Origin of the sequence: Mesorhizobium sp. NPDC059025 (assembly GCF_042739655.1) — a bacterium.
Classification (GTDB): Bacteria; Pseudomonadota; Alphaproteobacteria; order Rhizobiales; family Rhizobiaceae; genus Mesorhizobium.
The window spans coordinates 196,541-210,153 of the sequence record NZ_JBHYIM010000001.1; the positions used below are offsets into that span (position 1 = coordinate 196,541).

15 protein-coding genes are annotated in these 13,613 nt (G+C 61.7%); 3 read left to right on the forward strand and 12 right to left on the reverse strand.

Going from position 1 to position 13,613, the window contains the following annotated elements; all coding sequences use genetic code 11:
* Positions 1-11 precede the first annotated feature (11 nt).
* From ACFWYE_RS00885 to ACFWYE_RS00895, 3 genes are all read right to left on the reverse strand, one after another.
* Positions 12-692: a L,D-transpeptidase gene (locus ACFWYE_RS00885; protein WP_379109016.1), complete on the reverse strand. Its 681-nt coding sequence runs from the start codon at positions 690-692 to the stop codon at positions 12-14.
* A 267-nt stretch (positions 693-959) separates the two neighbouring features.
* Positions 960-1,679, reverse strand: a complete 720-nt coding sequence (locus tag ACFWYE_RS00890; protein WP_379109018.1) for a haloacid dehalogenase type II — start codon at positions 1,677-1,679, stop codon at positions 960-962.
* A 52-nt stretch (positions 1,680-1,731) separates the two neighbouring features.
* Positions 1,732-3,810, reverse strand: a complete 2,079-nt coding sequence (locus tag ACFWYE_RS00895; protein WP_379109020.1) for an ASKHA domain-containing protein — start codon at positions 3,808-3,810, stop codon at positions 1,732-1,734.
* Between the two features lie 59 nt (positions 3,811-3,869).
* On the opposite strand from ACFWYE_RS00895, the gene ACFWYE_RS00900 reads away from it, so the two are divergent.
* Positions 3,870-4,172, forward strand: coding sequence for a hypothetical protein (locus tag ACFWYE_RS00900; RefSeq protein WP_379109021.1), 303 nt, complete (start codon positions 3,870-3,872; stop codon positions 4,170-4,172).
* 36 nt (positions 4,173-4,208) lie between these two features.
* Here the strand turns inward: ACFWYE_RS00900 and ACFWYE_RS00905 are convergent, their stop codons facing one another.
* The 8 genes from ACFWYE_RS00905 to ACFWYE_RS00940 form a co-directional block, all read right to left on the reverse strand.
* Positions 4,209-5,174 (reverse strand): methyltetrahydrofolate cobalamin methyltransferase, encoded by a 966-nt coding sequence (locus ACFWYE_RS00905; protein ID WP_379069813.1) that lies wholly within the window; start codon positions 5,172-5,174, stop codon positions 4,209-4,211.
* Between the two features lie 79 nt (positions 5,175-5,253).
* Entirely contained in the window at positions 5,254-6,351 is a 1,098-nt protein-coding gene (locus tag ACFWYE_RS00910; RefSeq protein ID WP_379109023.1) for a methylenetetrahydrofolate reductase, read from the reverse strand.
* Positions 6,348-6,980: a methylenetetrahydrofolate reductase C-terminal domain-containing protein gene (locus tag ACFWYE_RS00915; protein ID WP_379109024.1), complete on the reverse strand. Its 633-nt coding sequence runs from the start codon at positions 6,978-6,980 to the stop codon at positions 6,348-6,350. Before ACFWYE_RS00915 ends, ACFWYE_RS00910 begins: the two co-directional genes overlap by 4 nt.
* Complete coding sequence (locus tag ACFWYE_RS00920) at positions 6,973-7,275, reverse strand: virulence factor (RefSeq protein WP_379069821.1); 303 nt, start codon at positions 7,273-7,275, stop codon at positions 6,973-6,975. The genes ACFWYE_RS00915 and ACFWYE_RS00920 overlap by 8 nt, the downstream gene beginning before the upstream one ends.
* 150 nt (positions 7,276-7,425) lie before the next feature.
* Positions 7,426-8,337 carry a fatty acid desaturase gene (locus ACFWYE_RS00925; protein WP_379069824.1) on the reverse strand — a complete coding sequence of 304 codons (912 nt, stop codon included), beginning with the start codon at positions 8,335-8,337 and terminating at the stop codon, positions 7,426-7,428.
* Positions 8,338-8,390: 53 nt separating this feature from the next.
* Positions 8,391-9,170 (reverse strand): formyl transferase, encoded by a 780-nt coding sequence (locus tag ACFWYE_RS00930; RefSeq protein WP_379069827.1) that lies wholly within the window; start codon positions 9,168-9,170, stop codon positions 8,391-8,393.
* Positions 9,171-9,303: 133 nt separating this feature from the next.
* On the reverse strand, positions 9,304-9,879 hold the full coding sequence (locus tag ACFWYE_RS00935) for a DUF4893 domain-containing protein (protein WP_379109026.1): 576 nt from the start codon (positions 9,877-9,879) through the stop codon (positions 9,304-9,306).
* Positions 9,880-9,983: 104 nt separating this feature from the next.
* On the reverse strand, positions 9,984-10,613 hold the full coding sequence (locus ACFWYE_RS00940; RefSeq protein ID WP_379109734.1) for a DUF1638 domain-containing protein: 630 nt from the start codon (positions 10,611-10,613) through the stop codon (positions 9,984-9,986).
* 147 nt (positions 10,614-10,760) lie between these two features.
* Between ACFWYE_RS00940 and ACFWYE_RS00945 the strand changes: the two genes are divergently transcribed.
* Positions 10,761-10,898, forward strand: a complete 138-nt coding sequence (locus tag ACFWYE_RS00945) for a hypothetical protein (RefSeq protein ID WP_326892683.1) — start codon at positions 10,761-10,763, stop codon at positions 10,896-10,898.
* Between the two features lie 60 nt (positions 10,899-10,958).
* On the opposite strand, the gene ACFWYE_RS00950 is transcribed toward ACFWYE_RS00945, so the two are convergent.
* Positions 10,959-11,657 carry a corrinoid protein gene (locus tag ACFWYE_RS00950; protein WP_379069832.1) on the reverse strand — a complete coding sequence of 233 codons (699 nt, stop codon included), beginning with the start codon at positions 11,655-11,657 and terminating at the stop codon, positions 10,959-10,961.
* 259 nt (positions 11,658-11,916) lie between these two features.
* Here ACFWYE_RS00950 and ACFWYE_RS00955 point away from each other — a divergent pair, with 259 nt between their 5' ends.
* Entirely contained in the window at positions 11,917-13,494 is a 1,578-nt protein-coding gene (locus ACFWYE_RS00955; protein ID WP_326892681.1) for a trimethylamine methyltransferase family protein, read from the forward strand.
* Positions 13,495-13,613 lie beyond the last annotated feature (119 nt).

Below are 13,613 nucleotides of genomic sequence, written 5' to 3' on the forward strand. Positions count from 1 at the left end.
CCAATCCGGCATCAAGCGGCAGGCACATTATCCTGCTGCAGCACGACGACACGCGTGCCGTTCTGGACACGCCGGTGCAGGTCGATGATGTCCTGGTTGAGCAGCCGGATGCAGCCTGACGAGATCGAACGGCCGATGGACCAGTCCTCATTGGTGCCGTGGATGCGATACAGCGTGTCGACGCCGTTCTTGAACAGATAAAGGGCGCGGGCACCGAGCGGGTTCGTCGGCCCCGGTTCCATGCCGCCGGCAAGCGGGCCATACCGCTCCGGTTCGCGCGCGATCATGTCCTGGGTTGGTGTCCAGCGTGGCCATTCGCGCTTGTACTGGATCACGCCGCTGCCTTCGAAGGCGAGACCGGCCTTGCCGACACCAACGCCGTAGCGCAGCGCCCGCCCTTCGCCGAGTACCAGATAGAGGAAACGCTTCGGCGTATCGATGACGATGGTGCCCGACGGTTCGGGGCCCTGATAGGCGACTTCTTGGCGGTAATATTGCGGATCGATCTTGGTCAGGTCGGGCGCGGGAATGGGGAAGGCGTCGTCGGCGACGGCCGCGTACATGTCGCGATAGTATTGCGGGACTTCCCGTTTGCCAGGCTTGATCGCGCCGACCTTCTGGGTCGTGGTGCAGCCGGCCGCGACGAACGGCAAGGCAAGAACGAACATACGGCGGCTGATGGAAACGGGCATGGTTGAACCTGGATCTGTTGGCGTCTTTTGGACCGGTCGTCGCAGAAAAGTCTGAACGCTTCCAATCACCCAAAATCACGCTTTGGTGAAAGGCGCGGATTGGTTGGGAGTTTTTCAGCGGTTCGAACAGGCGTCGAAACGGCGGTTGCCGACCATGTCTTTGTTGAACGGGGCGAGAAAAAGGCACCCGCGGTGAAGCAGGGGCGCGAGGCTGGGGCTTTGACATCGACCTGTGTCGCGACGGCCACACCGGGTCTTGCAAAGCCGCTAGTCGTGATTGCGCAGATCCAGATGTGCCGAGAGCGCGGGAAAATCCGCCGCGACGATATCCCAGTGGCTGCTTGCCTTGAGATCAGTCACCTGACCGATGCCGTACTCCTGCGGGCGTGCCACGAAGGCGGTCTTCAGTCCGCATGCGCGCGCCGCCGCCAGATCATTGTTATGCGCGGCCACCATCATGACCTGCGCAGGTTCGAGTTTCAGCGCTTCGCAGCTTGCGAGATAGGCGCGCGGGTCGGGCTTGTAGGCGCGCGCAATGCCAGCGCCGAGAATACAGTCCCAGGGCAGGGCGCCATATCTGGCCAACCGTGTCATCAATGCGATCGAGCCATTGGAGCATGGTGCGATGATCCGGCTGGCCTTCAACCGTATCAGGCCCGGAACGACATCCGGCCAGGGCGGCAGCTTTTCCCAGGCGTGGTTGAGTGCTGCGCGCTCTTCCTCGTTGAAATGGCCTGCGATGCCGAAACCATCGAGGGTTGCATCGAGGTTCTCGCGGTGGAGCACGTCCAGGTCGACATAGGATCGGCCTCCGGAGCGTATTTCCTCCATCCTTGGCTGGTAAAGGTCACGCCAGGCATCGGCGAAAGCGACGCTGTCGACCTGAAGTCCCTTCGCGGCCGTCGCCGCCGCCGCCTCACGGGCCACGCCGGTGCGCCAATCGACGCAGGTGCCAAAAACATCGAAGATGAGGGCTTCAACCGTCATTGCCCAGTCTCATTCCGGCACCTCCACTGTGGTTGCCGGCTTGGTGAGCAACCTATTCGCGATTGCGCCGGGCGGCACGCTCCTCACGAGAGCGGCGGCGGGGCGTTGCATCTCCGGCTGCGGCATCGTCGCTTGCCATCTTGCGTGGCGGCAGTTTGACCTGTTCGGAAAGCTTGGGGAAGGGGTCGACCTTGTTCGGCAAAGCCATTGCGTCGATGAACAGCTGCTGGAAATTCGGCTCCAGCGCCGTTTCGATCTTTTCGATCTTCGCTACCTGTTTCTCAATCTCGCGACGGTGATCGCGGTTGAGCAGCGCCATCAAGGCGCCCGTGCCCGCGGCGTTGCCGACGGCCTTGACTTCCGACAGGTCGCAGTCGGGGATGAGCCCCAGCACCATGGCGTATTTCGGATCGATGAAGGAGCCGAAAGCACCGGCAAAACGGATGGTATCGACGGTCTCTACGCCCTGCTTTTCCATCAGCAGCTTCACGCCGGCATAAAGGGCGGCCTTGGCTAGCTGGATCGCGCGTATGTCGTTCTGGGTGACGGTGATGCGCGGTTCGCCCTGGCGCCCTTCGCGCAGCAGATAAGAGAAGGTGCGACCGTTCTGGATGATGCGCGGGCTTTTCGCCGCGAGCGAGCCGTCGACGACGCCGTCTTCGGAAATGATGCCGGAGAGATACATCTCCGCCACCACCTCGATGATGGCCGAGCCGCAGATACCTGTGACGCCGGTGGTCCAGGACGCTTCCTCGAAACCTTCTTCGTCCGACCATTTGTCGGTGCCGATGACGCGGTAGCGTGGCTCCAGCGTTTCGGGGTCTATGCGCACGCGCTCGATGGCGCCGGGCGCTGCGCGCTGGCCGGAGGAGATTTCCGCGCCTTCGAAAGCCGGACCCGTTGGCGAGGAGGCGGCAACAACGCGATTTCGGTTGCCCAGCACGATCTCGGCATTGGTGCCGACGTCGACCAGCAGCATCATGCTGTCCTGCCGGTAGGGACCTTCAGAGAGTGTAGCGCCGGCCGCATCCGCACCGACGTGGCCGGCAATACAAGGCAGCGTGTAGAAGCGCGCGCCACGGTTGACATCGATGCCGATGTCGTTGGTCCAGCCCTGCACCGCTCCGGAAACGGCGAGTGCGAAAGGCGCCTGCCCGAGTTCGGTCGGATCGATGCCCAGGAAAAGATGGTGCATGATCGGATTGGCGACAAAGACGCTGTCGAAGATGTCGTGACGGTCGATGCCGCCTTCCTCGCAGACCTTGCCGATCAGCGTGTTCACTGCCTCGCGCACGGCCTTGGTCATGGCTTCGCGACCATCGGGATTCATCATCACGTAGGAAACGCGGCTCATCAGATCTTCGCCGAAGCGGATCTGCGGGTTCGACGTACCGGAAGAAGCGACCACACGGCCCGAAAGCAACGACACCAGATGCATGGCAATCGTCGTCGAGCCGATGTCGCAGGCAATGCCGTAAGCTTCGTTCTTGAGGCCCGGATAAAGCGCGATCACCGTTGCGCGGGAGAATTCCATGTCCTTGTGGATCGCCGCCGTAACCGCCCAGTTCTCCTTGCGCAGGATTTTCTGGACCTCGGGGATGAGATGCGGCGCTACGCGCAGGTCCTTCCAGCCCCAGTCATTCTGCAGCACCGCCTTGAGGCGCTCCAGGTCGCCGGTGGGTTTGTGCATGTCGGGCTGTTCGACCTCGACGTAGCACATCTGCACCGCTGAATTACGCTCGATGACGCGGTCGGTGGCCGCCTTGCGCACCACCTGGGCGTTGATCACCGTATCCTGCGGCACGTCGATGACGAGGTCGCCCTGGATGGTGGCCGAGCAGGACAGACGCCTGCCGTCGGGCAGACCGCGGACGCGTTCGTAGCGCTCTTCCTTGGGACCTTTCGGAGAGATGTGGTCGAGCGAGGAAACGATCTTGTGCTTGGCGAAATTGCCTTCCTGCACTTCGATCTGGCAGCGCCCGCAGGTGGCGCGCCCGCCACAGACCGATTCCACATAGACGCCGAGCTGGCGTGCCGCATCGAGCACCGGCGTGCCGACCGGAAAGCGTCCGCGCTTGCCGGACGGCATGAACAGGACGAGGGGATCGGTGGAGTTGAGAGGGGCGTTCATCGCTTCGACACCACCAATGTTAACGCTGCCTTGGCGAAAGTTCGATAAAGACAAGGCCTGTGAGAAAGACACGCTTGCCGATGAAGCCCGACTTTTCGCTGGTTGCCCTGCTTCCCTCCGCTCTGTCGGCGATCTCCACCGGCATGCTTGCGGTACGCATAAGCAAAGGAAGCTGGACCCGGCATCCGCATTATCTCGCGGCCGCGATCATCGCTTCGACGGCCACCATTGTTTATCTGTTCCCGTCTCGCCCTGCGGATGCAGCCAGTATTGCCTCGATGCTGCTCTGCGGCATCGTGGGCGGCTGCGTCGGCGTGTTCGTCTTCAGCCTGGTGCTCGGCAGCACCAGAACCGATGACTAGGCGCCTAACGCCGGTGGGCGCGGGGAAGGTCACGGCTTAACCGGCTGCTCTTCTGGCTTCGCGGCCGCCGCGGCGACGTCCGCCTGCAGCAGCATCGCCAGGAGCAGTGACGGCCACCGGTGCGGGTGCGGCATGCTCGCCCGGCTTGTAGTCCTTGTAGGTCTTGATCCAGGTCATGCAATCCTTGTCGGTGCCGTTGAGCACGTTGGCGGCACGGACTGCTTCCATTTCCTGCGGGCGGACCGGGTTCATGATCGCCGAGGTCATGCCGGCACCGATCACCATCGGGATGAAGCCGGCGTTGATGCCATGGCGGTGCGGCAGGCCGAAGGAGATGTTGGAAAGGCCGCAGGTCGTGTTCACCTTCAGCTCTTCGCGCAGGCGGCGCAGCAGGGCGAAAACCTGGCGGCCGGCATCGCCCAGCGCACCGATCGGCATGACCAGCGGATCGACGACGACGTCCTCCGGCTTGATGCCATGATCCATGGCGCGTTCGACGATCTTCTTGGCTACGGCGAAGCGCACATCCGGGTCCATCGAAATGCCGGTCTCGTCGTTGGAGATGGCAACAACCGGCACATTGTACTTCTTCACCAGCGGCAGGATGGCTTCCAGCTTCTCTTCCTCGCCGGTGACCGAATTCACCAGCGGGCGCCCCTTGGCGACCTTGAGGCCGGCCTCGATCGCGGCGGTGACGGAGGAGTCGATCGACAACGGCAGGTCGACCAGGCCCTGCACGATCTCCAGGGTCTGAACGAGAAGGCCAGGCTCCGTGGCGTTGGGGTCGACGGCGGTCACGCCCGCATTGACATCCAGCATGGTGGCGCCGCAGGCGGCCTGTTCCAGCGCGTCCTTGATGACGGTCTCGAAATTGCCGGCCTGCATCTCGGCGGCCAGCTTCTTGCGGCCGGTCGGGTTGATGCGTTCACCGATGACGCAGAAGGGCTGGTCGAAACCGATGACGATTTCGCGAGTCGCCGAGGCGACGATGGTGCGGGTCATTTCAAACTCCCTCCGGATATAAAGACTTCTTTATATCGTTTCTGATGTGGATCAAGCCAATGATGTCAGTCACGGCTGTTCAATGCGCGGTCTTCACCATGTCGACCTGTGTTTCCGTGATGTCGTCCTGCAGGATGTGGCCGAGGCGTTCGGCAACCCGCGCGTCGTCCGGGCGGACTTCCCGCTTCCAGGGCCGACGGCCCTTGAGCACGCCGGATTCATCGACGATCTCCGCGACATACTCCTCCTGGCGATAGGCCATCACGTGGACGCCCGACACGCCTGGAATTTCCTTCACTTCGTTGATGATATCGATGCAGAGATTCTTGCCTTCCTTTTTCTGATCTTCGGCGCCTTCGAGGCGCTTGATGATGGCGTCGGGAATGTGGATGCCCGGCACGTTGGAGCGGATCCATTTTGCGGTCTTGGCGGAGGCCAAGGGGCCGACACCGACCAGCACGAAAACCTTCTCGGTCAGGCCGAGGTCGCTCGCCTTCTGCATGAAGGTCCTGAACATCGGCACGTCGAAGCAGTACTGGCTCTGCACGAACTGTGCGCCGGCGGCGATCTTCTTGCCGAGATGGATGGGGCGGAAATCATAGGGTGGTGCAAAAGGATTGATCGCTGCGCCGAGGAAGACCTGCGGCGGTGTCGTCAGCTTGCGGCCTGACAGGAACTTGCCGTTGTCACGCATGATGCGGACGGTTTCGAGCAGCGACATGGAGTCGAGATCGAACACCGGCTTGGCTCCTGGCTGATCACCCGCCTGCACACCGTCGCCGGTGAGGCAAAGGATATTGGCCACGCCCATTGCGGCACCACCCAGAACGTCGCCCTGAATGGCGATGCGGTTCTTGTCACGACAGGCGATCTGCATGACCGGGGCATAACCCATGCGGGTCAGCAGTGCGCAGATGCCGACGGAGGACATATGGCAGTTGGCGCCGGACGCGTCGACGGCATTGATCGCATCGACCCAGCCGTCGAACACCTTGGCGCGGTTGTAGACGTCTTCCGGATCGGCACTGTCGGGCGGGTTCAGCTCGGTGGTCACCGCGAATTCGCCGCGGCGCAGCACGCGTTCCAGACGGCCGCGCGAGGAATGGCCGGGCAGGGGCTCCAGCGGCAGGTGGATGCCGGCCGGATTTTCGTCGCGCTGGGGCGGACGCGGGCTCATGCGGATGCTCCGGTGTTGGCGGCGTCGCGCGCCGCTGCCGCCTGGGCGGTGACACGCAGCCAGGCGGAGGTTTCCCGCAGCGACTGGTCGACCGGTTTCTGCACATTCAGGATGGCGTCGCCATTGACCATGTTGCGCGACCCTTCCCACGCCTTGACCCAGACGCAAGGCATGTCGGGTTCGACCTCGCAGTTGCCGTTGGCGCGTACACCGCCGCAAGGCCCGTTGCGCAGCTGCTTGGGGCAGTTCATCGGGCAAGACATGCCGGTGGAGGAAAGGATGCACTGGCCGCACATGCGGCAGTCGAACATGAAGCCCTTCACGCGCTTCTCGACAAATTTGACGGGTGCTTCGACGCGCCCGTAGCCTAGGCCCTTCCAGATCGGATGCAGGAGCAGGAACGCGTCGGCGAAGCGCCGGTAGAACCATTCCAGCAGCTTCGAATGGCGGATCGCCCAGAGCCGTACCGAATAGGACCTTTGCACACGCCGCTGCGGTGAAACATCGGCAGGCTTGTAGTCGCTTTTGGCTGCCGCCTTGCGTACCAGAGTCGCCTGGGTCACGCTGGCGCCGGTTCCCACTGCGGTGGGAGCAGAGCCTGTATTCGGTGTCGGCTGGGTTTCAGACATTTTCCTTGCCGCCTGCTTTGGCGAGAGCGACCAGTCGCTCCCGGCTGTAGTCCGCGTCGATGGCCGCCGCCGCCTTTTCCACTTCCGCCTCGAGGTCGTCGCCGACCGGAATGGGGTCCGCCTTGCGCCATTCGGCCAGATAGGCGTCGGTTTCGGCCGCGCCCGACCGCATCGCAGCCATGTCGATGGCTTCGGTGAAGCGCAGTGGCAGCTCGCGCTTGGCGTTCTGCCGGCCCTTTTTCACGATGACCTGGGCAGGAATGTCGCGCCAGTAAACGACGATCAGATCGGCCATTTCTCAGTCTTCCTTCAATGGTTGGAGCATTGCCGGAAGCGGGAATACCCCGCTTCTCATCAGACGACGCGCGCGCCTTCAAAAACGACGCGCTCGAATGTCGCAAAACGATAGAGCGTCGCCGGGTTCAAGGCACCCCTGCGCCCGGTTCTATCCGTCGTGTTTGCCGAGATCGCTCACCAGCTTGCGATGGAAACGGACGTAGCCGCGTTCCGTCGAGCGCAGGTGCTCGGCGATGATCTCATGGAATCGCGGCAGCCGATGGAAGGGCACGGCGGGATAGGAGTGATGCTCTGCGTGATAAGGCATGTTCCAGGCCACGAAACGCACGACGCCCGTAGTGAAGGTGGTGCGTGTGTTTTCAAGCATGTTGGCGACATGCGGGCAACGCGTGTGTTCCGCCAGAAGATAGGCCCTCAGGAAGGGCTGGCCCAGCAGTGCCGGCACGATCCAGATCCACAGCAGCGCCGGCGATTGCAGGAGCGCCGAGCCTGCAACGAGCAGGGCATAAATGACAAGGAACCAGCGCGCCTCGGTGATCACCCTGGCGCGGCCCTTTTCCGGTACGAAGGAATCCCTGTTGCCACCGCGAGCGTTGACAATGACGACCTTGGCCATGCCGCTCCAATAAGGCCAGCCGGACAGATAGCGCAGATATTGCGCAATCGTTTCGGGTTTCGGGCTCATCAACTCCGGATCGTTGTCAGGATCGTGGGTGTAACGATGGTGGGCGAAGTGGAAATAGCGAAACCAGGCGGGCGGCAGCAGGATGAGGAAGCCGGAAACGACCGCAGCAAGACGGTTCAGACGTTCGGTGCGAAATGCTGTCTCATGGATCGTTTCGTGCAGCAGCGTGAAGAGGAAGACGATGAGGATGCCAAGCGGCAGCATCAGCAGTGGCCAGAGAGGTACCTTGAGCAGAATGAGGGCTGCGAGCAACATGATCGATCCGCCGTGGATGGCGAGTCGCCACACTCCGGGCGCATCCTGTTTGTCGGTCAGTTCACGTCGGTCTTGCACCGAGAGGGATGCGATGATCTGCCGGTGGTCGATCTCTGACATGCGAGAACCTTAATGCCGGCATGCCGCACCGTAAATGGGACGTGGCTTCTGGCCTACCAGATGCCACGACGGATTCCGGTCCACACATAGAACCAGACCGTCGGATGGAACCAGATCTGCGATGGCAGGCCAGGATCAAAGGGTTCTATGCCGCCGGCCAGAACCTTTTCGATCACGTCGACGCAGGCGTCGCGCGAAATCGCTGCCTGGCGAAGGGGGTAGGAAGAGATGGTATCGCCGCGACCGGGTGCGCCGCGCGTGTGGCGCAGGACGGCGCCGGTATCGACGCCGCCGTCGACGAGATGAACGGTCGTGCCAAAATTCTCGGCGTCGTTGTTCACCAGCGCCCAGTAGGCCCCGTTCATGCCGCGATACTTCGGATTGACGCCGGCATGGTAGTTGATGACGGGGCAGGGTATTGCGGCGAGTGTGTCACGCGTCAGCACGCGGCATCCCGCGAGCAGCACGACACCCGGTTTGATGTCTGCGATCGCTTTGATCGTCTCCGGCGCGTTGGCCGATGGCACATGCACGATATCCTGGCCCGGCTTCGGCTCGGTCTTGAGATTGTACTCGGCGACAATCTCCTCGGCATGTACAGCACCGAACCGTTTGCCAAGGCGCACCAGCACCATTGTGCCTATCTGGCCAAAAACGGAAATCCAGCCCTGGCGCTTCGCGCGGCGCTTCAGCAACGACCATTTGGAGACCGGCGTTTCAAGGATGACGGTGACGCTGGCGAAATGATCGGTTATGGCATTGACGATTGCCCAGATGTGGCCGCCGCCTTCAGTGACGACGACGATGGGTGCCGTGTCTGCAGCCTCGTTCATCCTTGGAAGTCCAGCCTCTTAGAACCTGATCGGGTGCGGTAGCTGCACAGGTCGCAAGTTCAGTCCCCAGTCAATACTCTCGGCCGAGCCGGTTAATCCTTTATCTCAGCGCCCGCTCATCGACCACAGCCGATCAGCGCTTGAATTCGATGATGTCGAGTTTTGATTCATAGTAGGGCGCCGGAAATTCGATGCGCCAGGCATTCGGTCCCGTGCGGAAAGCATAGCCGACCTGGTCGGTTTTCGGGCCGGCACCGTAGCGCTGTACCTTTTCACCGGCGACGAAGCCCGAGCCCAGATAGATCGAGCGCTTCTCGCCATCGTCATAGAAGCGGCCTTTGGTACGCTGGGAACCGGTGGTCTTTTCGAGCATCCAGCCGGAGCCATCGTCGGTGACACGGCACTTGAACCAGCCATACATGACGAGCGGGCCAAGTCCGCCAGCCTTGATGGTGCGGCATTGCCAGTTGCCGGTAAGATCCTTGTCCGAAAAAGCGACGAGGGGACGGGCAAGCACCGTGTCGAGGTCTTTTACCTCGTTCGGCTGGCCTGCCTTGGCTTCGGCCAAGGCCGCCTTGCGGGTTTCGTCATATTTGGCAAGTCGCACCTTGTCTGCCGGAGTGATCAACTTCTGCACCACGCCGTCCGCATAGGCACCTCCAGCGAACAGGACGGCGGCAGCCGTGAATAGCAAGGCGCGCAGATGCATGTCGTGTCCCCTGTGTCTCGACGACGGCGTTATAGCCCGTGAGAGCAACAGAAAACCAGTCCAACCATCGGGAAATGTTATCTAACGAGCGGCCATGGGCCGGTTCAGTGTTCGGCTGCCGCAAGGAGCGCGGGCGCAAGATCGCCATAGCCGGTGAAGCGGTATTCATAGTCGAGGCCCAGATACTCTGCGGCCCATTTCGCCTTGTCCTGCAGGGCCTTGTCCTCGGTCTGCGCCAGATAGACGATCTTGGTGTAGTTGCCGAATACCATTTCTTTCAGTTCGGGGTGTTTGTCGAGCTTCAGGGGCTCGATGACGAAAGCTTCGAACTGCCGCGTGATCAGATCGGTCAGGTAGAAGGCGGTGAACTCGTCCTCAGTGATTTTCGCGAATGCCTCGTTGCCGCTGAAGAAGGCGTAACAATGTGGTCCGCCAATGCGCTCGACATGTTCTTCTTCGCAGATCCTGTCGAGCTCGCCGCGCGTGCCGCATTCGGCATAACCAATGAAAATACGGCTGTAGCCTTCCGCCCGCGCCCTGGCGATCGCCTCGCGCATCGCAGGCGCAATCTTGTCGGGATAGACATGCCAGATCGCCGGCAGGCAGATCAGATCAACATGGTCAAGATGGTTGGCCTTGCACACTGCCAGTACCTCTCGGGCAATGGCGCCGCAGGCAATGACCCGTACGCGCTCGAGGAGGGGGACAGTGGATGGAACTTCGCCATTCGTCATCACCACCGCATCGGCGAGTGCTGTCGGGTCTAGCTTCGGTCTTGTCGCCATGTGGATCACTCCAACATCGCCCTGTTGTATCGCGTGGAACCGGTTCATCTCTTTGGCGTTGATGATTGTTACATCATCATAAGGGAGACACCGTCCATGAAACTGTCACGCGTCGCACCGCTCGCCGTCATTGCCGTGGCGCTCGTACTTTCCGGCTGTGCCAACACGGTTCGTGGCGTCGGCAAGGACGTCAAAGGCACTGCTCGCGCCGTCGAACAGACGGTCAAGAACTGACCGGCTCCCCCAACAATTGGCAACGACAAGGCCGCGTCGCAAGACGCGGCCTTTCTGCAATCAGGCAGAAGCGCGCACGTTGTGCTTGCGCTTCATGAAGTCCTTGGCGGTTTCGACGGCTACTGCGGCGTCGCGGCAATAGGCATCGGCGCCGACAGCCTTGCCGAACTCCTCGTTGAGTGGCGCGCCGCCGACAAGGACCACATAGTCGTCGCGAATGCCCTTTTCCTTCATCGTGTCGATGACGACCTTCATGTAGGGCATGGTGGTGGTGAGCAGCGCCGACATGCCGATGATGTCGGGCTGATGCTGTTCGATCGCCTCGAGATACTTCTCGACCGGGTTGTTGATGCCGAGGTCGACGACGTCGAAGCCCGCACCTTCCATCATCATGCCGACGAGGTTCTTGCCGATGTCGTGGATGTCGCCCTTGACGGTTCCGATCACCATCTTGCCCTGCTTGGGAGCTCCGGTGGCGGCAAGCAGCGGACGCAGGATGAACATGCCTGCCTTCATCGCATTGGCGGAAAGCAGCACTTCGGGCACGAACAGGATGCCGTCGCGGAAGTCCTCGCCGACAATGCGCATGCCTTCGACCAGCGCCTCGGTGAGGACCGTGTAAGGTGCCCAACCACGCTCCAGAAGGATGTTGGTGCCTTCCTCGATCTCTTCCTTCAGGCCGTCATAAAGATCGTCGTGCATCTGCTGCACGAGTTCCTCGTCGGAGAGTTCGGAAAGGATGATCTCGTCGTCGGACATTTTTGATCCATCTCCCTGCGGTCGTGCGATCTGTCGCAACGCACCCAATCGTCGCTTCAATACCTACCGTGCAGCGACGCGCATCCATAGCTGATTTGCGACTTTCCGCAAAAGGAAAGCGACCGGGAATCTGTTGTTCTTCTTGTCGATTTTGCGACAGTGCTTGGCGCTCGCTGGCCGTTTCGGATAGGGTGCATGACTACGATCCGGGGAAGCAGCCGCCGCGAGGCGGTCGAACGGATTTCAAGGAAGAACGATCATGAGCGAGAACGCGGCAGTCGATCAAGAAGCGGCGGCGGGCGGCAGGCGAGGACGCGGTGACCGCGGCGGTGCTGCTGCGAGACGGGCTGCGCGCACCGGCGGCGGACCCGGTCAGCAGCTCACCTATATCCGGCGCCAGATCAAGGTCTATGAGGTGCTGGACGAGGAAGGCCTGGCGCTGATCGAGAAGAACGCCGACACCGTTCTGGAAGAGACCGGTATCGAATTCCGCGATGACGCCGAGGCGCTTCAGTTGTGGAAGCAGGCCGGCGCCGATGTGAAGGGGGAGCGCGTTCGCTTCCCGCGCGGGCTCTGCCGCTCACTGCTCAAGACCGCGCCAAAGCAGTATATCCAGCATGCGCGCAATTCGGAGCGCTCGGTGCAGATCGGCGGAAATGCCACCGTTTTCGCACCGGTCTACGGACCGCCCTTTGTGCGCGACCTTGATGGCAACCGTCGCTATGCGACGATCGAGGATTTCCGCAACTTCGTGAAGCTCGCCTATATGGCGCCCTCGATCCACCATTCCGGCGGGACGGTGTGCGAACCGGTCGACGTGCCGGTGAACAAGCGCCACCTCGACATGATCTATTCGCATATCAAATATTCGGACAAGCCGTTCATGGGCTCGGTGACCGCACCGGAGCGCGCGGAAGATACGGTTGCGATGGCCAAGCTGGTGTTCGGCGACGACTTCGTCGAAAACAACACGGTGCTGACCTCGTTGATCAACGCCAATTCACCGATGGTCTTCGACGAGACGATGCTCGGCGCGCTGAAGGTCTATGCACGCCACAACCAGGCTTGCATCGTCACCCCCTTCATCCTGGCCGGTGCAATGAGCCCGGTGACCGTCGCCGGCACGCTGACGCAGGTCCTGGCCGAGGTCCTCGCGGGAGCTTCTTTCACCCAGCTGATCCGGCCCGGCGCTCCGGTGCTTTTCGGCACCTTCGCGTCGTCGATCTCGATGCAATCCGGTGCTCCGACCTTCGGTACACCCGAGCCGTCGCTGGTTTCATACGGTGCCGCGCAACTCGCGCGCCGGCTTGGCCTGCCGTTCCGTACCGGCGGTTCGCTGTGCGCTTCCAAGGTCCCGGATGCGCAGGCTGCCTACGAGAGCGCCAACACGCTGAACTCGACCATCCTTGCCGGCACCAATTTCGTGCTGCATTCGGCCGGCTGGCTCGAGGGCGGATTGGCCTCCTGCTATGAGAAGTTCATGATGGACATCGATCAGCTCGGCATGCAGCAGAAATTTGCCGAGGGCGTCGATCTGTCGGAGAATGGCCAGGCAATGGATGCCATCCGCCAGGTTGGCCCGGGCAGCCACTATCTTGGTTGCGACCACACCCAGGCCAACTTCCAGACGGCGTTCTACCGTTCGTCGATCGCCGACAACAATTCCTACGAGCAGTGGCTGGCAGAAGGCGAGAAGACCGCGCCGCAGCGCGCGAACGAACTCGCCCGTCGCTGGCTGGAGAGCTACGAGGCTCCGGATCTCGACCAGGGCATCGACGAGGCCCTGCAAGGCTTCATCGCTAAAAAGAAGGAGTCGATGCCCGACGCCTTCACTTGAAAGGAGCCCGATTCAGGCCGGGCTAAAGTGGCCAACATCATCCACAAGGAAGTCTGGCGGAGCGCATTTTCCGATCCGGACAAGAAGTGATGTCTGTCGCGTGCCAATGAAGGTCGGGT

Coding starts and splice junctions, on each gene's coding strand:
- ACFWYE_RS00885 (WP_379109016.1), bottom strand. CDS start 692: ATGCCCGTTTCCATCAGCCGCCGTATGTTCGTTCTTGCCTTGCCGTTC.
- ACFWYE_RS00890 (WP_379109018.1), bottom strand. CDS start 1,679: ATGACGGTTGAAGCCCTCATCTTCGATGTTTTTGGCACCTGCGTCGAT.
- ACFWYE_RS00895 (WP_379109020.1), bottom strand. CDS start 3,810: ATGAACGCCCCTCTCAACTCCACCGATCCCCTCGTCCTGTTCATGCCG.
- ACFWYE_RS00905 (WP_379069813.1), bottom strand. CDS start 5,174: ATGACCCGCACCATCGTCGCCTCGGCGACTCGCGAAATCGTCATCGGT.
- ACFWYE_RS00910 (WP_379109023.1), bottom strand. CDS start 6,351: ATGAGCCCGCGTCCGCCCCAGCGCGACGAAAATCCGGCCGGCATCCAC.
- ACFWYE_RS00915 (WP_379109024.1), bottom strand. CDS start 6,980: ATGTCTGAAACCCAGCCGACACCGAATACAGGCTCTGCTCCCACCGCA.
- ACFWYE_RS00920 (WP_379069821.1), bottom strand. CDS start 7,275: ATGGCCGATCTGATCGTCGTTTACTGGCGCGACATTCCTGCCCAGGTC.
- ACFWYE_RS00925 (WP_379069824.1), bottom strand. CDS start 8,337: ATGTCAGAGATCGACCACCGGCAGATCATCGCATCCCTCTCGGTGCAA.
- ACFWYE_RS00930 (WP_379069827.1), bottom strand. CDS start 9,170: ATGAACGAGGCTGCAGACACGGCACCCATCGTCGTCGTCACTGAAGGC.
- ACFWYE_RS00935 (WP_379109026.1), bottom strand. CDS start 9,879: ATGCATCTGCGCGCCTTGCTATTCACGGCTGCCGCCGTCCTGTTCGCT.
- ACFWYE_RS00940 (WP_379109734.1), bottom strand. CDS start 10,613: ATGACGAATGGCGAAGTTCCATCCACTGTCCCCCTCCTCGAGCGCGTA.
- ACFWYE_RS00945 (WP_326892683.1), top strand. CDS start 10,761: ATGAAACTGTCACGCGTCGCACCGCTCGCCGTCATTGCCGTGGCGCTC.
- ACFWYE_RS00950 (WP_379069832.1), bottom strand. CDS start 11,657: ATGTCCGACGACGAGATCATCCTTTCCGAACTCTCCGACGAGGAACTC.
- ACFWYE_RS00955 (WP_326892681.1), top strand. CDS start 11,917: ATGAGCGAGAACGCGGCAGTCGATCAAGAAGCGGCGGCGGGCGGCAGG.